We start from the raw sequence: 21,495 nt of genomic DNA on the forward strand, positions 1-21,495 counted from the left end.
CGCCCGTGCCGACTCCCCCTCTGTCACACCTCATGAGGTCACCTTGCCGACCGGTACGGCCAGCCCGTCGTGCCACCAGGACGCCAGGCTGTAGACATGTGGCGCCTTGAGCAGGGTGAAATGGTTACCTGGGCCGTACCAGGTTTCCAGGTGATCGGTGAACCGGCTCCAGCCCTCGATCATGCCGGCCTGCTCACGCTGATTGCCCTGTGCATCCAGGCTCGGATCATCGGCCAGCACCAGGCGGACCTGACCGTTGTAGCGCTGGCGTGGCTGGTAAACCGTGCGCAGCGCGGCACCGAAAGCCCGCGCCGGCCCGAACATCACGTCAGGCGTCGAACGCGCGGAAAGCATGCCGACCTGCACCATGGCACGGTGCAACGCGACCCACTGGGCGGCTTCATCCAGGCCGGCAAACACCTGCGGATCAATCCCGAAAGGCTTGCCGGCCGCCAGTTGCATGGTTTCAATCAAACGCTGCAAGACGCCGGTCGCCGTATAGGGCTGGCCCGCCACACCCGTGCCGCCAGGGGCCTCACTGTCGATCAGGCTCAAGGACAGCACTTCACGCCCCTGGGCCTGCAGGCGCAGAGCCATCTCGAACGCCACCCAGCCGCCGAAGGAGTGCCCCAGCAGATGCACCGGCCCGCTTGGGCAGTGCTGCTCCAGCGCCACCAGATAGGCGCGCGCCGCCGATTCCACGCGGCTATGCGGCACCGCCTTGGCGTCCAGCCCACGAGGCTGCAGGCCATGGATCGGCCAGCCCGGCCCGAACGCATCGGTCAGGCCGATGAACCCGGTGACACTGTCGCCGGCGCCTGGAATACAGAAGATCGGTGCTCGCCCCGCCTGCCCGCTCTGGATCGTCAACACCGGCTGATACCCCGCCTGCGTCGGCGCCAGCGGTGTAGCGTTCAGCGCCGCACCGATGGCCTTGCCCAACGCTGCGATATGCGGCGCCTGCATCATGCTCTGGTGATCGCCCGGCACATCGATGCGGTGCAGCAACGCGGCCGGCACGATCTGCTCCCAGCCCAGGCTTTCGCTGCTGCGCGAGGCCTCGTCCATGCGCTGTTCGGCGGTAAACAGATGCACCGGGATGTTCAACGGGAACAGGCTGTAATACGCCTGCGCATGGCCGTGGGCAACCTCACGGTCCAGGTAGGCCCACAGCGCTTCACGTGACAGCGCCGCCAACTGCGGCTGCAGCCAACCGGCGTCGCGGACGCGCTGCCACAGCTCATCAAAGGCCATGTACTCGGCTTCGGACTCCAGTTGCTCCAGGCTCGCCAGTGCGTGACCGTCCACCGGCACCTGGGCCTGGCAGTAGGCACGGCATTGTTCCAGCAGGTGCAACTGGTGGGCATGGGCCACCGACCAGCGTGCCCTGCCCTGATCCACCAGGCGCGGCACGTGGGTATCGAGCAGGCCGAGGAACGCGACCTCCTCGTCCATACCGATCAACTGCGCGGCGATTTCGTACGCCAGTACCCCACCGAACGACCAGCCGGCCAGGCGGTACGGGCCGTGCGGCTGGACCCTGCGCATCAAGTCGATATGCCGCGCCGCCAGGCATTCCAGGGTGCGCAATTGCGGCTCGCCCCAGGCCACGCCCTCGAGCCCGTACACCGGAATATCAGCATCCAGATGCTGGCCCAGCGCTGGGAAATACAGGTTCAAGCCACTGAACTCATGCACCAGGAACAACGGTGCCTGCGTCCCCTCGGCACGCACGGTGACAAGCCCTTGCTCCGCCACCGGTACCTCGGTGCGCAAGCGCAACAGCGCAGCCATCGACGCGACGCTGGCATGCTGGAACAACTCCGCCAGCGTCACCTGGACCTCGACCTGAGCCAACAGGCTGACCAGACGGATAGCCAGCAGGGAATGCCCACCCATTTCAAAGAAACTGTCGTGACGCCCAACCCGTGGCAGTTTCAATGCCAACGCCCATTGGGCCGCCAGGCGTTCTTCCAGCGCATCGGCCGGTGCCTCATAGTCGCGGCTGAGCATCACCTGCTCAGGGGCAGGCAGGGCCTTGCGGTCCAGCTTGCCGTTCGGCGTCACCGGCAGGCTGTCCAGCTGTACATAGGCACTGGGCAGCATGTACTGCGGCAGGTGGGTCAGCAGCTCTTCGCGCAACTGCTCGACCGAACCCGGCGTACCGCACAGGTAGGCGACCAGCTGTTTGCCGCTGACCTGCCCTTCGCTGTCGTCACGCGCCATGACCACCGCCGCGCGCACCCCTTCACAGGCCAGCAGCGCACTCTCGACTTCACCCAGCTCGATGCGGAAGCCGCGGATTTTCACTTGGTCATCGTTACGGCCCAGGTACTCCAGGGTGCCGTCCGGCAGCCAGCGGCCCAGGTCGCCGGTTTTATACAGGCGCCCCGGCACCTCGCTGAACGGGTCGGCCAGGAAGCGCTCGCTGCTCAGTTGCGGCTGGTTGAGATAACCCCGGGCGATACCGGCACCGGCGATATGAATCTCGCCGGCCACCCCCAACCCGGTCGGGTGCCCATGGGCATCCAACACATACACCCGGGTGTTGGCAATCGGGCGCCCGATTGCGCGCGGATGCGGGTTGGCCGCGCACACCTCGTTGGCGGTGGCGATAATCGTCGCTTCAGTCGGGCCGTAGGTATTAAGCAAACGTGGCGTGTGCCCACTGCGCAGGAACCAGTGCTGCACCGCTTCCGGGCTCAGTTCTTCACCACCGACCACGATCACCCGTACCGAGGCCGGAATGACACTCGCATGATCGTCCGCCAGGCCCTGCCAGAAGCGCGTCGGCAGGCTGATCACCGACAAGCGCGCCTGCGTCGCCAGTGCCCAGAATTGAGCAGCATCGGTCAACCAGGCGGCACTGCGCACCACCAGGGTGGCACCACAGGTCAGCGCAGCGAAAATCTCCTCGATGGACGCATCGAAGTTGATGGTCGCAAATTGCAGCGCACGATCGCCCGCCGTCAGGCCGGTCAAGCCGCTGATTGCGCGGATCTCGTTGCACAACCCGGCGTGCTCGATCATCACGCCTTTGGGCGTCCCCGTGGACCCGGAGGTGTAGAGCACGTAGGCCAAATGTTCGCCGCCAAGCCCCAGCTCAGCCGCCGACGGGTTGTGCTCGCTCAATTCACGCCACGGTTGCAGCGCACTGTTCAAGGTCACCACCTGCAAGCCTTCCGGCAGTGCACCGAGCAACGGCAGCACCGCGTACTCGCTGAGCAACACACGCGGTGCGCTGTCGGCCAGCATGAACGCCAGGCGCTGCGCCGGGTAGGCCGGGTCGAGCGGCACATACGCGGCGCCGGCCTTCAGGCTCGCGAGCAATGCCACGATCATCTGCGTACCGCGCTCCAGGGCGATGGCCACACGCTCGTCAGGCTGCACGCCAAGAGCGATCAAATGATGGGCCAACTGGTTGGCCTGGGCATTGAGCTCGGCGTAGCTCAGCGACTGGCCATCGAACTCCAGCGCGACCGCGTCGGGGTTACGCAGCACCTGCTGCTCGAACAGCTCATGGATCAGTTGGTCCTGCGGATCACTGGTGCGGGTCTGGTTGAAGTCCAGCAACACTTGGCGGCGCTCGCTCAGCGGCAGCACTTCCAGGCTGCTCAGCGACGCCTGCGGCGTGCGTTCCAGGGCGTCCACCAGGCTGTCCAGCGCAGCGTGCATGTACGCACACACACGCTGCGCACCGACGTCCGGGCTGACCTGGACGGTCAGCGCAAACGCCTGGCCGAAGTCATCGATGTCCAGCGACAGCGGGTAGTTGCTGCGTTCTTCACCGCCCAGGGCCTGGATACCGCTCCATACAGCCATGTCCTCACTGGAGGCATTGGCCGCGCTGTGACGGTAGTTGAGCAAGGCACTGAACAGCGGTGCTGGCGCGGCCACGCCGCTGCAACGCTGCGCCAACGCCAGGGAGGCATGCTCATGGCTCAGCAAAGTACTCAAGCGTGCATGCGTGGCCTTGACCCCGGCCTGTGCACCTTCGGCACCGACGCTGATGCGCAACGGCAAGGTATTGATAAACAGCCCCAGGGCGCGTTCACCGCCCTGCATGCCGCCCATCAGCACGGTGCCGAACACCACATCATCCTGGCCGCAGACATGCGCCAGCACCTGAGCCCAAGCCACATGCATCAGGCTTGCGGCACTCACCCCCAGTTGCCGGGCAGCGCTGCGCAGGCGCTGGCCGAGGCCCTCTTCCACAGGCAGTCGTGCCAGTTCCAGCGTGCCACCGGCCTGCACCGTGTGCAGGCCGAACGGCAGGGTCGGTTCATCAATATCGGCCAGCATCGCGCCGAAGAACGCTTCATGCTCCTGTTCGGTCATCCCCAGGCGCGCCTGGGCCACATAGTTGCGATACGGCACCGCTGCACTCAGGCGGGCTTCCTCACCCGCAAGGAAGGCCTGCAACTCGTATTGCAGGAGGTCCATGGCGACGTGATCGAACAGCATGTGATGGAACATCAGCAACGCGGCCCAGCGTTGTTGCGACCGATCGTAGGCGCACACCAGGCGCATCAACGGTGCATCACGCAGGTCCATGCGGAAATGCTGCGGGTTGAAACGCTCACGCAGTTGCGCACCGGCCTCTTCCTCGCCTTCCAGGCTGATCTCTTCCAGCGCGAACGGTACATGACGCAACACCACCTGTACCGGCTCGCTCAAGCCTTCCCAACGCATCGTGGAACGCAAGATATCGTTGCGCTCAATCACGCCCTGCAAGGCCTGGGCAAATGCCTCGAGACGCTCGCGGCTATCGAAATGGAACGAGGCCTGTTCCAGGTACAGGTCGCCCTCATCGGCCAGCAAGTGGTGATAAAGGATGCCTTCCTGCAACGGCGTCATGCCGTAGATATCTTGCACGTTGGCCAATTGGCCCGGCACGCCGGCGACAAGGCTGTCGATTTCGTCCTGGTTGAGACTGGCCAGCGGCAGCATCGACGGCGTAATGCGTTGGCATTCGGCAGTGATGCCGTTGGCCGGCACCTCCAGCGCACGGCGGCTGCCCACGACCTTGGCCAGGCCGGCCAGGGTCGGGTGGGTAAACAAGGCACCGACGTCGACCCGCAGGTCCTCCTGGCGCATGCGCTCGACCAACTTGACCGCCAGCAGCGAATGGCCGCCCAGCTCGAAGAAGTTGTCATGCCGGCCGACCTGCTCCAGTTGCAGCACCTGCGCCCAGATCAGCGCCAGGCTGCGTTCAATGCGCCCCTCGGGAGCCTGGTAATCGCGGCTGGCCACCGCCGACTGATCCGGCGCCGGCAAGGCTTTGCGGTCCAGTTTGCGGTTGGGCGTGAGCGGCAACGCGTCGAGGCTCACGAACGCCGACGGGATCATGTATTCGGCCAGCAACGGCGCCAGGTAGCTGCGCAAACCGGCCGCCGTCAAGCTGACCCCGGCGTGCGGCACCACGTAGGCCACCAGGCGCTTCTCGCCAGGACGGTCTTCGCGGGCGATCACCGCCGCTTCCTTGACCCCGGCACAGTTGCCGAGGCGCGATTCGATCTCGCCCAGCTCAATCCGGAACCCGCGTACCTTGACCTGGAAGTCGTTGCGGCCCAGGTACTCGAGGGAACCATCCGCCAGGTAGCGCGCCAGGTCACCGGTCTTGTACATCCGCGCCCCCGGGGCGTCGTTGAACGGGTCGGCGAGGAAGCGCTCGGCACTGATCTGGTCGAGGTTCAGATACCCCCGTGCCACACCGTCACCGCCGATGAAGATCTCTCCCGCCACTCCGAACGGTACCGGTTGCTGCTGGCTATCGAGCAGGTAGATACGGGTGTTGGCCATCGGTTTACCGATGGTGGTATTGCCCGTGGTATCGCCCGTATGGGTCACATAAGCGGTGGTGCAGGACACCGTCGCTTCCGTCGGGCCATACGTGTTGATCAGCCGGGTATGGGCCGGGCGAACCTCGTCCCACAGCTTCAACTTCTGCGCCGACAGTGCATCACCGGTCACGTTGATCAACCGTACATGGCGCAAATGCACCTGCGCCTGCTCCGGGCTGTGGTGCCATTCGGCGGCCAGGGTGTGCCAGTGCGCCGCCGTCAAGTGCAGGAAGGTCGGCGTGATCGCCGGGTCGCGTGCGGCCTCGGTGCCAAACACATAACGGCTTGGCGCCAGGGTCGCGCCGGCCAGCCAGGCTGGGAAGATTTCCTCCACCGACAGGTCGAAGTTCAGGGTGTTCTGCTGCAACACCGTGTCCTGCGCGGTCAGGCCGAACAGGCGTGCGGCGTCCAGGCTGTAGTTGACCAGCCCGCGATGTTCGATCATCACGCCCTTGGGATTGCCGGTGGAACCTGATGTGTAGATCACATACGCCAGGTGGCGGGCCGTCAGCCCCGGCACTTGCGGGTTGTGCTCGGCACCGCTGTGTGGCTCATCCAGCAACACCTGCGCAATCGCCAGGGGCGGCAACCGGTCCTGCAACGCGCGCTGGGTCAGCACGGCCGACGGTGCGCTGTCGGCGATCATGTAGGCCAGACGCTCCGGCGGGTAATTGGGGTCCAGCGGCACATACGCGCCGCCGGCCTTGAGCACCCCGAGCAAGCCCACCAATACTTCATCGCCGCGTTCGGCGCAGATCGCCACGCGGTCATCCGGGCCGATGCCCAGGCCGATCAAGTGGTGCGCCAGGCGGTTGGCCCGACGGTTCAACTGCGCATAACTGATGCGCTGCTGTTCGAACGCCACGGCAATCGCATCCGGATGCGCCTCGACCTGGGCTTCGAACAGTTGGTGAATGGTGCTGTCCTGCGCATAGGCCACGTGGGTGTCGTTGAGGCCGTGCAACAGGTAGTCGCGCTCGTCTTCATCGATCAAGGGAATATGCGCCAGCACCGCCTGGTCGTCGGCAACCATGGCCTGCAGCAGGCACTCGAAATACCCCAGGTAACGTTGCAGGGTGGTCTCGTCGAACAGCGCCGTGGCGTACTCCAGGGTCCCGGCGATGTGTCCTTGCATTTCGCCGAGGTCCAGGGACAGGTCGAACTTGGCAAAGTTGCCGGCCTCACCGAGCCCTTCGAACTGCAGATCGCCCATTACCAGACTCGGCGCATCGCTGCTCTGCCAGGTCAGCAAGGTCTGGAACACCGGGCTGTGGGCCAGGCTGCGCGCTGGCTTGAGCACTTCCACCACTTGTTCGAACGGCAGGTCCTGATGGGCCTGCGCCGCCAGGGTGCGGTCCTTGGCATGGGCCAGCAGCGCAGCCACGGTCAGCTCTTCGCCGGCCCCTATGCGCACCGCCAGGGTGTTGACGAACAGGCCGATCAGCCCTTCGACTTCTGCACGCATGCGGTTGGCCGCCGGCGAGCCGATCACCACCTCATCCTGGCCGGACAGACGGCAAAGCAACGCGCCCCACGCGGCCATCATGGTCATGTACAGCGTGGTGCCATGACGCTGACTCAGGGCCTTGAGCCCGGCGGTCAGGTTGACATCGAGCAACAGGCTCAAGGTCGCACCGCTGTAGTCCTGCCGGGCCGGCCGTGGGCGGTCGGTGGGCAATAACAGCAAGGCGGGCGCATCCGCCAACGCCTGCTGCCAGTAATGGCTCTGTTGCTGCAGCACCTCGCCGCTCAGCCAACGCCGTTGCCACACGGCAAAATCGCCGTATTGCAGGGCCAGCGGCGGCAGCGGGTCGGCCTGCCCCAGACGGAACGCTTCATACAGCGCCATCAACTCACGGGTCAGTACGCCCATCGACCAACCATCGGAAACGATGTGGTGCATGGTCAACAACAGCACATGGTGATCGTCGGCGCGCCGCACCAGGCGCGCACGAATCAACGGCCCCTGCTCCAGATCGAAGGGTTCAAGCGCCTCTTGGCTGACGTGCACCTGCAGATCGGCATCGCTGTCCACTTCCAGGCGCAGCAGCGCGAACGCCCGTTCGGCCGGCTCGATACGCACCAGCGGCTCATGGTTGTGCTGCACGAACCGGCTACGCAGCGCCTCATGGCGCGCCACGATGGCTGTCAGTGCGCGCTCCAGCGCCTGGGCATCCAGCTGACCGCGCAGCCCGAGGGCGATCGGCATGTTGTAAGCGGTGCTGGCGCCTTCCATCTGCGCCAGGAACCACAAGCGTTGCTGGGCAAACGACAGCGGCAAATCCTGGTCCCTTGGCACCGGCAAGATCGCCGGCAAGGTGCTGCGTGCCGCCTGGGCCAATACTTGGCCCAACGCCGCCAACTGCGGATGGGCAAACAGCTCGGCCAAGGCCAACTCCACCCCCAGGCGCTGGCGCACTTGGGAAATCAAGCGCATCGCCAGCAGCGAGTGCCCGCCCAACTCGAAGAAATGCCCGTGGCGACCGACCTGTTCAAGCCCCAGCAGGTCTTGCCAGATCTGCGCCAGCGTCGTTTCAATGTCGCCCTCGGGGGCTTCATACACCCCACTGACCACCGCATCGAGCCCCGGTGCCGGCAGCGCCTTGCGATCCAGCTTGCCGTTGGGGCTCAGCGGCAGTGCCGGCAACTGAACATAGGCCGACGGCACCATGTATTCCGGCAGTTCGTTTTGCAGGTAGGTCCGCAGGTCCTCGATCTGAGGCGCCTGCCCCGCCACGTGCGCGGTGAAGTAGGCCACCAGGCGCTCGTCGCGCACCAGTACGGCTGCTTCAAGCACCTCGGGATGGGCGGCGAGCAAGGCTTCGATTTCACCCAGTTCAATGCGCAGGCCGCGAATCTTGACCTGGTCATCATTACGCCCGAGGTAATCGAGGGTGCCGTCCGCACGGTAACGCGCCAGGTCGCCCGTGCGGTACATGCGTCCTTGGGCGGTGAACGGGTCGTCGAGGAAACGTTCGGCCGTCAGGTCCTCGCGATTGAGGTAACCGCGTGCCACGCCCGCGCCACCGATGTACAACTCGCCGACGCTGCCGGTAGGCACCTGTTGCCCGTAGGCGTCCAGCACGTAGAGCGTCAGGTTGCGCAACGGCTGGCCGAGCGGAATATCCCCTGCTCCATAGCTGGCAAGATCCGCATTGATGCCGTGCCAGGCGACCACGTCGCTGCACTCGGTCGGGCCATAGCTGTTGATGAATTGCGGACGCGGCGCCCGCAGTTTCTCCAACTGCGACAGTTTGATCGGCTCACCGCCGAGCACGACCCGGCGCAGGCGGCTCAAGACGTGCTGTTGATCGGCGTCGATCAACGTATAGAACGCACTCGGGGCCAGGTTGATATGGGTGATCGCCTGCGCGTCGATCTGGCGCACGATGCTCAAAGGGTCAAACGGGCTGTCGGCCAGGTGCAAGGTGGCGCCGACGGCCAGGCTGGCGAAGATATTTTTCTGGGTCAGGTCGAAGCTGTGCGAGGTCAGCAACAACACCGCGTCGTCGGCGTCCAGCCCGACGTCTTCGAGGTACCAGTGGAGCATGTTGACCACGCCCTGGTGTTCGACCATCACGCCTTTTGGCTGCCCGGTGGAGCCCGAGGTATAGATCACATAGGTCAGGTGTTTCGCGCTCAGCCCGGGCACCTGTGGGTTGTCCAACGCTTGCCCGCGCCACGCCTCACGGTCGAGGTCGACCACGGGCAGGCCGCCCGCAGCGGCCAGTTGCGCGGTCGCAGCGTGCACCAGTAACGCCGCTGGGGCGCTGTCCTTGAGCATGTAATGAATGCGTTCGAGCGGGTAGTTCGGGTCGATCGGCACATAGGCGCCTCCGGCCTTGAGAATCGCCAGCAACCCGACGATCAGCTCGGCGCTGCGCTCCACGCAAATCGCCACGCGGGCATCCGGCAGCACGCCGAGCTCACGCAGGTGATGGGCCAACTGGTTGGCCCGCTCGTTAAGCTGACGGTAAGTCAGCGTCACAGCCGCCGTCTGCACCGCCAGCGCATCGGGGGTGCGCATGGCCTGGGCTTCAAACAGACTGTGTACGGTGCCGGGGTGGAGCGGCGTGTGCAGGCCACTGAGGCCGGCCAACTGCTGCTGGCGCTCCCGCTCATCCAGCAGGGGCACGCGGGCCAGCACGCCTTGATCGTCGGCAACCATCGCGTGCAGCAGGCGCTCGAAGTAGCCCAGGTGACGCTTGAGGGTCGCCTCATCGAACAGCGCCGTGGCATAGCTCAGGGAGCCGATGATATGGCCCTGGGCTTCGCTTAATTCCAGGGACAGATCAAACTTCGCCGATGTGTTGACTTGGCCGCCGTCCTCCATGATCAAGTCGCCGACGACCGGTGCACCGCCGCCTTCACTGCCCTGCCAGGTCAACATGGCCTGGAACACCGGGCTGTAGGCCATGCTGCGCACCGGTTTGACGATGTCGACCACTTGTTCGAACGGCAGGTCCTGATGCGCCTGCGCACCCAGCGTCCGGGCCTTGACCCGCGCCAGCAGGGTTTGCACCGTCGGTTCGCCCGAGGTATCGATGCGCAGCGCCAGCGTGTTGACGAACAGGCCGATCAGACCTTCCAGCTCCAGCTGGTTGCGGTTGGCCACCGGCGAGCCGATCACCACTTCATCCTGCCCGGACAAACGCGCCAACAAGACACCCCATGCCGCCAGCAGGCTCATGTACAACGAGGTGCCATGTCGTTGACTCAGGTCCTTGAGGCCCTGAGTCAGTGCCTTATCCAGTTGCAACGCCAGCACCGCGCCGGAGAAATCCTGTTGCGCCGGGCGTGGCCGGTCGGTCGGCAGAGTCAGTATGGCCGGCGCGCCGGCCAGGGTTTGCTGCCAATACAGGTTCTGCTTGTGCAACACCTCGCCACTCAACCAGCGGCGTTGCCAGACGGCGAAGTCGGCATATTGCAGCGTCAGCGGTGGCAATGGATCGGCGAGGCCCTGGCTGAAGGCGCCATACAACAGCACCATTTCGCGGCTCAGCACGCCCATCGACCAGCCGTCAGAGGCAATGTGGTGCAGGGTCAGCAACAACACCGAGTGCTCGTCGCCCATGCGTACCAGGCGTGCGCGCAGCAGCGGCCCGTTGACCAGGTCGAACGGTGTCGACGCTTCATATTCGGTCAACACCTGCAAGCGCTGCGCGGCATCGGCCTGCCCGCGCAGGTCAGCCTGTTCCAGTACAAATGAACCTTCGACAGGTGTGATCCGCAGTTGCGGCTCATCGTTATCCATCACGAAGACACTGCGCAGCACCTCATGGCGGCTGACAATTCGCGCCAGTGCACGCTCCAGCGCCAGGATATCCAGCGCGCCGCGCAGGCCCAGGCCGACCGGCATGTTGTAAGCCGCCCCGGCATTCTCCATTTGCGCCAGGAACCACAGGCGCTGCTGGGCAAACGACAGCGGCAAGGACTCTTCTCGGGACACCGGTACAATCGGCGGCAGGCTGCTGCGCCCGGCCTTGGCCACCACCTGCGCCAGCGCGGTCAGTTGCGGATGGGCGAACAGGTCCGCGAGGTCCAGCTCCACCCCGAGGTGCAGGCGCACCTGGGAGATCAAGCGCATCGCCAGCAGCGAGTGCCCGCCCAGCTCAAAGAAATGATCCTCACGCCCGACCTGCTCGACCTTGAGCACTTGGCTCCAGATCTGCGCCAGGGCGATTTCCACTTCGCCCTCGGGCGCTTCATAACCGCGACTGAGCACGGCATCCTGATCGGGAACCGGCAGGGCCTTGCGGTCGAGCTTGCCGTTGGCGGTCAGCGGCAGGCTGTCCAGGCGCACATACGCCGCCGGCACCATGTACTCCGGCAATTGCGCCTGCAGCCAACTGCGCAGGGCCTGGCGGTCAAGGGCCTGGTGTTCGGTGAAATACGCCACCAGGCGCCCGTCAAGGGCCAGCACCACGGTTTCGCTGACGTCCGGGTGCTCGGCCAGGCAGGTTTCGATTTCACCCAGTTCAATCCGCACGCCGCGGATCTTCACCTGGTCGTCATTGCGCCCCAGGTAGTCCAGCGTGCCGTCTTCCAGCCAGCGCGCCAGGTCACCGGTGCGATACAGGCGAGCCTGCGGGTCCTGGCTGAACGGGTCCTGCAAAAAGCGTTCGGCGGTCAGTTCCGCACGGTTCAGGTAACCGCGCGCCACACCGGCCCCCCCGACGTACAGCTCACCGGCGACACCCTGCGGCACCGGTTTGAGGTGCTCGTCGAGCAGATAGACCTGGGTGTTGGCGATGGGTTTGCCAATGTGCAGGGCCTTGCCGGCCTCAATCAGGCCGCAGGTCGCGACCACCGTGGCTTCGGTCGGACCATAGTTGTTGACCACATCGAAGCGCTGCGGCGTGCTGAACTGACGCAGGCGGTCGCCGCCGATCAGCAAGGTTTTCAGGGTCGGGTGTTGCAACTGCTGACTGAACGCGTACTCCGCTACCGGGGTCGGCAGGAAGCTCACGTGCAGCGGTTGCGCCAGCCACCAGCGCAACAGCGCGTCGATGTCTTCGCTGCCCTGCTTGGCGGGTGGCAGGTGCAACGTCGCCCCCACACACAGGGCCGGCCAGACTTCCCAGGCCATGGCATCGAAACCGAACCCGGCGACACTGGAAGTGTGCCCACCCGCGTGCAGATCGAACGCCTGGCAATGCCAGTGCACCAGGTTCTCCAGGGTGCGGTGCTCGACCATCACGCCCTTGGGCAAGCCGGTGGAACCGGAGGTGTAGATCACATAAGCCAGGTTCGCCGGCGTCAGGCCCGCCACGCTCGGGTTGAGCGTCGGACGACGGTGCCACTGGTCGCTGTCCAGCTCGATCACCGGCCGTTCGGTGTGGCTCAGCAGCGAGCGCGTGCTCGATTGCGCCAGCACCAGCACCGGGTCGCAATCCTGCAACAGGTAGTTGATGCGCTCCTGCGGGTGCGCCGGATCGATCGGCACATACGCCGCACCGGCCTTGAGGATCGCGACCAGGCCGACCAGGGTTTCCAGGCTGCGGCGCGCGCAGATGGCCACCCGGTCATCCGGACGCACACCCTCTTCGAGCAGGCGGTGGGCCAACTGATTGGCGCGCTGATTAAGCTGGCGATAAGTGATGTGCTGGTCGTCCTGGCGCACGGCCGTGGCATCCGGCTGGCGTTCGACCTGAGCCTCGAACAGGCGGTGGATAGTCTGCGCCTCGGGGTAATCGACGGCAGTGGCGTTGACGTCAACCAGCACGGCATCCCGTTCGGCGGCCGACAGCACCGAGAACTGACTCAACGGCTGGTGTGGCGTGTGCTCCAACGCACTGACCAGGTGTGCCAGGGCCACCTGCATAAAGCCGCAAATCCGTTGTGCACCGATTTTCACCAGCGCCTGGGCGTTGAGCTGGAAGCCGGCGCCAAAATCATCGACGTTCAACACCAGCGGATAGTTGGTGCGCTCTTCCATGCTCACCGCCTGGATACCGTCCCACGCGGCGATATCCGCGCTAGAGGCCTCGACCGGCGAGCTGTGCCGGTAGTTGAGCAATGTATTGAACAGCGCCTGCGTCGCCGGCAGGCCGCTGCACTGTTGGGCCAGGGACAATGACGCGTGTTCATGGGCGAGCAATTGCGACAGCCGCTCATGCGTGACACGCACGGCCTCGCGGGCACCCTGCCCGCCGATGCTCACACGCAGCGGCAAGGTATTGATGAACAGGCCCAAGGCACGGCCGGCGCCTTCACCGCCTTGCAGGCGGCCGAGCAACACCGTACCGAAGACCACATCGTCACGCCCCGCGACCTGCGCCAACACCTGGCCCCAGGCCAGGTGCACCAGGCTGGCGGCGCTGACGCCAAGCAAGCGCGCCTGCTCGCGCAAGCGCCCGCTCAATTGGCTGTCGAGCATCAGGTGGGCTTCTTCGACACCGCTGCCATCGCCCTGCACATCGCGCAGGCCGAAGGCCAGGGTCGGTTCATCGATGTCACCGAGCATGCCTTCGAAAAAGCGTTCGTGGGCCTGTCGATCCGCGCCCAGGCGCGACTGCGCCACATGGTTGCGATAGGGAATCGACGGCGCCAAGTTTTCGGTGTGGCCCTTCAGGCTGGCCTGGACTTCTTCGATCAGCACCTCAAGCGCGGTGTGGTCGAGCACCATGTGATGGAACAACAAGATGCCGACCCAGCGCTGATGGGCGCTGTCCTGGGCGTAAGCCAGGTGCATCAGCGGTGCACGGCTCAGGTCCAGGCGGTAATGGCGTGGGTCGAACTGCTCGTGCAACTGCGTCAGCACGTCACCGTCCGCCGGGTCGATCACCACCTCTTCCAGCCCCAGGGTTGCCTGACGCCAAACGACCTGTACCGGATCCTCGAGCCCTTCCCAGGCGATGCTGCTGCGCAGGATGTCGTGCCGCTCGATCACGCTTTGCAGCGCTTTGGCGAACAGGTTCACCGGCTCAGGCCCGGTGAAGGTGAACAACATATGCAGCAGGTAGGCATCGCCTTGCGGCGCCGCCAGATGGTGGTAGAGCATGCCGTCCTGCAGCGGCGCCAGGCCGTAGATATCCTGCACATTGCGCACGCCGCCCGGCACGCTCGCGACGATGCGGTCGATAGCGGCCTGGTCTAGGTCGGCCAGGGGCAACAGGTCCGGGGTGATGCGCTGGCAGTCCGGCTCAATGCGGTTGGCCGGCACCTCCAGTGCCTGATGCCCGCCGACCGCCGCCAGCGCCGCCAGGGTCGGCTGGCCGAACAGCACGCGCACATCGGCGCTCAAGTCCATCTGGCGCATGCGTTCGATCAATTTGACCGCCAGCAGCGAATGCCCCCCCAGTTCAAAGAAGTTGTCGTGGCGCCCCACCCGCTCCACATCGAGCAATTCTTGCCAGAGCGCGGCAAGGGTCAGTTCCATCTCGCCTTCAGGGCACTCGTATTCGCGGCGGGCCAGGGCATCGCCGTCGGGGGCCGGCAGGGCCTTGCGGTCGAGTTTGCCGTTGGTGGTCAGCGGCAAGCGCTCAAGCAGGACGAACGCACCGGGCACCATGTAATCGGCCAGGGACACCAGCAACTGCGCACGCAGCTCGGCGGCCGACGGTTCAGCGCCCTCGGCGGCGATCACATAAGCCACCAGGCGCTTGTTACCGGGGGCGTCTTCACGGGCAATCACCACGGCTTCGCGCACGCCCTCACAGGCGGCCAGGCGGGCTTCGATCTCGCCCAGCTCGATACGGAAGCCACGGATTTTCACCTGGTCGTCGTTGCGGCCCAGGTAGTCAATGCTGCCGTCCGCCAGCCAGCGTCCCAGGTCACCGGTCTTGTACAGACGCGCCTGCGCACGACCGCTGAACGGGTCGGCGATAAACCGTTCGGCGTTCAACTGCGGCCGGTTCAAGTAGCCACGGGCAACCCCCGCGCCCCCCACGTACAACTCGCCGACGACACCGACCGGCACCGGTTCGCGCTGGTCGTCGAGAATATACAGTTGCAAGTCCGGAATGCGCCCGCCAATCGGGCTGACGCCGACCCGCTGCGCATCCGCCGCTTCAAGGGCGCGATACGTCACATGCACGGTGGTTTCGGTGATGCCGTACATGTTCACCAGTTGCGTACCGGCGTTGCCTGGGCGTGCGTACCACGGCTTGAGAATCCCCGGTTCCAGGGCCTCGCCGCCGAAGATCACCTGGCGCAGGGAATGCTTCAGGGCACTCTGGCCCTGGGCCGCAATCAACGAACGGAAGGCACTCGGCGTCTGGTTGAGGATGGTCACCCCGGCGCTGCACAACAGTGCATAACAGGCGTCCGGCGAACGGCTGGTGAGCTGCGGTACCACCAGCAACTGCCCACCGTGGATGAGCGCGCCCCAGATTTCCCAGACCGAGAAGTCAAACGCAAACGAGTGGAACAGTGCCCAGACATCCTGATCGTTGAAGTTGAACCAACCCTCGGTGGCGCTGAACAGGCGTGCCACGTTGTGGTGTTCGACCATTACCCCCTTGGGCAGGCCGGTGGAGCCGGAGGTGTAGATCACGTACGCCAGGTTGGCCGAAGTCAGGCCCGGGACGTGGGGATTCTGAGTGGACTCACCCTGGCAATCGCCGCCGTCCAGCTCGAGCACCGGCACCGACACCTCGGTCACCCGGGCACGGGTCGCCTGCTGCACCAGCACCGCTACCGGCGTGCTGTCTTGCAGGGTGTAGCTGATGCGTTCCTGCGGGTACGCCGGGTCGATCGGCACGTAACCGGCGCCGGCCTTGAGGATGCCGAGCAGGCCGACGATCATGTCCAGCCCGCGCTCGACGCAGATCGCCACCCGGTCATCCGGGCGCACGCCCAGGCTCAGCAAGCGATGCGCCACCTGGTTGGCGCGGCGGTTCAAGTCGCCATAGCTCAGGCGCAGGTCTTCAAACAGCACCGCCGTAGCCTCAGGTCGTAAAGCCGCCTGCAGCTCGACCTGGTGATGCAGCAATGCGGTATCGGCGAACAGGCTGTCGGTGGCGTTCCAGTGTTGCAACAATTGTTCGCGCTCGCCCGCCGGCAGCATCGCCAACCCTTGCAGCGAAGCCTGCGGGGTCTGTTCCAGGGCCTGGACCAGATTCTCCAGGACGCATTGCATGTAGCCGCACACTCGCGCCGCGCCAATCGAACCGTCAGCCATGACCGACAGGCTGAACGCCTCTCCCATGTCGTTGACCGACAGGGTCAGCGGGTAGTTGGTGCGCTCCTTGCTGTCGAGCACGGCAATGCCTTCCCAGGCCGTCTGCGCTTGTGCCGAAACGTCCGCGCCACCGAGCTGGCGATAGTTGAGCAGCGAACTGAACAACGGCGTCGACGCCGCCACTTGGCTGCAGCGTTGCGCAAGCACCAGCGAGGCGTGCTCATGACCGAGCAAGCCGGTCAGGCGCGCATGGGTACTCTTGACCATGGCGCGTACTCCGGCTTCAGCGAGGCTGACCCGCAGCGGCAAGGTGTTGATGAACATCCCCAGGGCACGGTCTGAGCCTTCGCCGCCCTGCAAGCGCCCCAGCAACACGGTGCCGAACACCACATCCGTGCGCCCCGACACGCCACCCAGCACCCGCGCCCACGCCAAGTGATACAGGCTGGCAGGCGTCACCCCCAACTGGCGGGACTGCGCGCGCAGGCGCTGGCTGAGGCGGTCATCGAGCATCAGGACGACCTCTTCGACACCGTGGCCCTCACCCTGCACGTCCTGCAGACCGAAAGGCAGGGTCGGTTCATCGATGTCCCCGAGCATCTCGCTGAAGAACGCCTCATGCTCTTCGCGACTCACGCCCTGGCGCGCCTGAGCCACATAATGACGGTACGGCACCGACGGTGGCAGCAGGGCCTCTTCGCCACGGGTATGGGCTTCGATTTCCGAGATGAGCATACGCAGCGACGTGGCGTCATCCACCAGATGGTGCAGCAGCAACACCGCGACCCAGCGCTGGTTGGGCGCATCCTCGCTGTAACCGATGCGCATCATGGGCGCCTGGCGAATATCCAGGCGGTGGTGACGCGGGTTGAGGCACTCGGTCAATTGCGTGGCGATATCCCCGGCGGCCGGGTCCAGGTGAATCTCATCCATCCCCAGTTGCGCCTCGCGCCAGACCACCTGTACCGGCTCGTCGAGGCGCTCCCAGACCACGGCGGTGCGCAGGATGTCATGTCGCGAAATCACGCCTTGCAGAGCTGCGGCAAAGCGTTGCAGGCGCTCGCGGCTGTCAAAGCTGAAGGTGATGTATTGCAGGTACGGATCGCCTTGGGCCGCCGCGAGGTGGTGGTACAAAATCCCCTCTTGCAGCGGCGCCAGGCTGTAGATTTCCTGGATGTTACACGCGCCGCCCGGCACGGTTGCGACGATGCGGTCGATGGCGACCTGATCCAGCGTGGCCAGGGGCAGCATGTCCGGGGTGATGTGTGCGCAGCCTTCTGGGACACGATTGGCGGGCACCACCACGTCCTTGCTCGCATCGGCCACGGCGGCCGCCAGTGCGGCCAGGGTCGGCTGGCCGAACAGCACACGCACATCGGCGCCCAGCCCGACCTGGCGCATGCGCTCAATCAGCTTGACCGCCAACAGCGAATGGCCGCCCAACTCGAAGAAGTGATCCTGGCGGCCCACGTGTTCAACGCCGAGCAAATCCTGCCAGATCGCGGCAATCGTGGTTTCCACCTCCCCCTCGGGGGCTTCGAACTGGCGACGCGCCAGGGCGTCGGCATCCGGCGCCGGCAACGCCTTGCGGTCCAGCTTGCCGTTGGTGGTCAACGGGAACTGCACCACCCGCACAAACGCAGCGGGCACCATGTAGTCAGCCAGGGACACCAGCAACTGCGCACGCAGCTCGGCGGCCGACGGATCGGCCCCCTCGGCGGCGATCACATAGGCCACCAGGCGCTTGTCTCCCGGCTCATCTTCGCGGGCAATCACCACCGCTTCGCGCACACCTTCACAGGCGGCCAGGCGGGCTTCGATCTCGCCCAGCTCGATACGAAAACCACGGATCTTCACCTGGTCGTCGTTGCGCCCCAGGTAGTCAAGGCTGCCGTCCGCCTGCCAACGCGCCAGGTCACCGGTCTTGTATAGGCGCGCCTGCGCACGACCGCTGAACGGGTCGGCAATGAACCGTTCGGCATTCAACTCCGGCCGGTTCAAGTAGCCACGGGCAACCCCCGCGCCACCCACGTACAACTCGCCGACCACGCCCACCGGCACGGGTTCGTTCTGGTCGTCGAGCACATACAGTTGCAAGTCCGGAATGCGCCCGCCAATCGGACTGACGCCGACCAACTGCGCATCCGCCGCTTCGAGCGCACGATAGGTCACATGCACGGTGGTTTCAGTGATGCCGTACATGTTCACCAGTTGCGTACCGGCGTTGCCTGGGCGTGCGTACCACGGCTTGAGAATCCCCGGTTCCAGGGCCTCGCCGCCGAAGATCACCTGGCGCAGGGAGTGCTTGAGTTCGCTCTGGCCCTGGGCCGCGATCAACGAACGGAAGGCACTCGGCGTCTGGTTGAGGATGGTCACCCCGGCGTTGCACAACAGCGCATAGCAAGCGTCCGGCGAACGGCTGGTCAGCTGCGGTACCACCAGCAACTGCCCGCCATGCATCAGCGCGCCCCAGATTTCCCAGACCGAGAAGTCAAACGCAAACGAGTGGAACAGTGCCCACACATCTTGCTCGTTGAAGCGGAACCAGCCCTCGGTGGCGCTGAACAGGCGCGCCACGTTGCGGTGCTCGATCATCACGCCCTTGGGCAAGCCGGTGGAACCGGAGGTGTAGATCACGTACGCCAGGTGGGCCGAAGTCAGGCCCGGTACATCAGGATTCCGGGTGGATTCGGCCTGGCAATCACCGCCGTCCAGTTCGAGCACCGGCACCGATAACTCAGTCACCAGGCCACAGGTTGCCTGCTGCACCAGTACCGCCATCGGCGCACTGTCCTGCAGGGTGTAGCTGATGCGCTCCTGCGGGTACGCCGGGTCGATCGGCACATAGCCGGCCCCCGCTTTGAGGATGCCGAGCAAGCCGATGATCATGTCCAGCCCGCGCTCGACGCAGATCGCCACCCGGTCATCCGGGCGCACGCCCAGGCTCAGCAAGCGATGCGCCACCTGGTTGGCGCGGCGGTTCAAGTCGCCATAGCTCAGGCGCCGGTCTTCAAACAGCACCGCCGTAGCGTCGGGTTCGGCCGCTGCCCGGGCTTCGACCTGCTGGTGGATCAAGGCGCTGTCGGCAAATACGCCATCGCCGCTGTTCCAGTGGTGCAACAAGTGCTGGCGCTCGGCGGTCGGCAGGATGCCCAGGGTTTGCAACGCCGCCTGCGGCGTGTGCTCCAGTGCGGCCACCTGGCTTTCCAGGGCGGCATGCAGATAATCCGCGATACGCGCCGCGCCGATTCCGGCATCCGCAAGCACCGTGATATGAAAATCTTCACCCAGGTCGTCGAGGTTGACGGTCAGCGGGTAGTTGGTGCGCTCTTCAGCGCCCAGCGCCTGGATGCCGGCCCACGCCGTCTGCGCCTCGGCACTGCCGCCGGTTGCACTGTGGCGGTAGTTGAGCATGGCACTGAACAGCGGCGTCGGCGTCGCCACGGCGCTGCAACGCTGAGCCAGGGCCAGCGAGGCGTGTTCATGCTGGAGCAATGCGGTCAACCGCTGGTGGGTCAGTTTCAGGCCGCTGCGCACGCTTTGCTCGCCCACGCTCACACGCAGCGGCAGGGTGTTGATGAACATCCCCAGGGCACGGTCTGAGCCCTCGCCCGCGTGCATCCGGCCCAGCAATACGGTGCCGAACACCACCTCCTGGCGGCCGGAGACTTTACCCAGTACCTGGGCCAGTGCCAGGTGCATCACGCTGGCCGCACTCACCCCCAACTGCCGGGCCTGCACGCGTAGCCGTTGGCTCAAGGCGTTATCCAGCAGGCGATGGCTTTCTTCGATGCCATGACCGTCACCCTGCACGTCCTGCAGACCGAACGGCAGCGTCGGCTCATCGATGTCACTGAGCATCTCGCGAAAGAACGCTTCATGCTGCTGTTCACTGACGCCCAGGCGAGCCTGCGCTACATAGTTGCGATACGGTACCGGCTCGCCCAGGTGCTCGGTCTGCCCCAGCAGGAAGGCTTGCATTTCGTGCTGCACCACCTCCATTGCCGTGTGGTCCAGGGCCATATGGTGAAACAACAGCACCGCCACCCAGCGCTGGTTCGGCGAGTCCAGCGCGAAGGCCACCCGCATCATCGGCGCCTGGCGGATATCCAGGCGGTAGTGACGCGCATCGAAGCGGCTGCGCAACTGGCCCAGCACATCGCCGTCGCGTGGGTCCAGATGCAGCTCTTCACTGATCAACGTGGCCTTGCGCAGTACCACTTGCATCGGTTCATCGAGGCTTTCCCAGACCACCGTGGTGCGCAGGATGTCGTGGCGCTTGATCACGTACTGCAACGCCTGGGTGAAGTGCTCCAGCCGCGCACGGCTGTCGAAGGCATACAGCGATTGCAGCAAATAGGGGTCGCCCTGCTCCGCCGTCAAATGGTGGTACAACATGCCTTCCTGCAGCGGCGCCAGCGGGTAGATGTCCTTGACGTTGGCCAGGCCGCCCGGCACGGCGTCGACAATCCGGTCAATGGTTGCCTGGTCCAGGGTCGTCAACGGCAGCATCTGCGGCGTAATGCGGTAGGCCGGGCTCAACCAGTCCCCCCCATTGCGCGCGATCAACTCCAGCAATTGCGCTTTGTGTCCGCGCAAGTGGTCGATCAACCCATCGTCGAGCCCCTCATCGTCGCCCAGGATGACGAGGTCATCCTCTTCACGTTGCAGGTGGATCGCGTGAGTCGAAAGAACTGCCATCAATTCGCTGAAGTGCATGGTGTGACCTGCTTAAGATTCGAAAACAGTGACGAGAAAGTCCGGTTTCAATTGCAACCTGAGCACCCGGCGTCAAACAGCAGCGTGCGGCCCGGCATGGGCTCGACGCTGTCGCCGTCAGGTTCAAAAAGTGATGGGTTGAATGCGTGCCCCAGGGCTTCCCACAGGGCTGGAAAACTAAAACATCCACGGTGAGGTGTATGTCATAGGAAGCAGGGACAACGTAGGGGTGACACGTGACTGTCAAAAACGCGCACGCCCGACAGGCCGGCGCGGTTTAACCGCGTCGGTCTGCCAGGCGTGTGTCGA

General features: G+C 65.0%; 1 protein-coding gene. It reads right to left on the reverse strand.

The annotated features are described in order from the left end of the window. Positions 1-30: 30 nt before the first annotated feature. Positions 31-21,186 carry a non-ribosomal peptide synthase/polyketide synthase gene (locus JBE38_RS23890; RefSeq protein ID WP_205345275.1) on the reverse strand — a complete coding sequence of 7,052 codons (21,156 nt, stop codon included), beginning with the start codon at positions 21,184-21,186 and terminating at the stop codon, positions 31-33. Positions 21,187-21,495 lie beyond the last annotated feature (309 nt).

This window comes from Pseudomonas sp. ICBG1301 (genome assembly GCF_016918385.1).
Taxonomy (GTDB): domain Bacteria; phylum Pseudomonadota; class Gammaproteobacteria; order Pseudomonadales; family Pseudomonadaceae; genus Aquipseudomonas; species Aquipseudomonas palleroniana.

What these genes read in the sequence shown, in the direction of transcription:
- JBE38_RS23890 (WP_205345275.1), bottom strand. Translation starts at nt 21,186, where the DNA reads ATGCACTTCAGCGAATTGATGGCAGTTCTTTCGACTCACGCGATCCAC.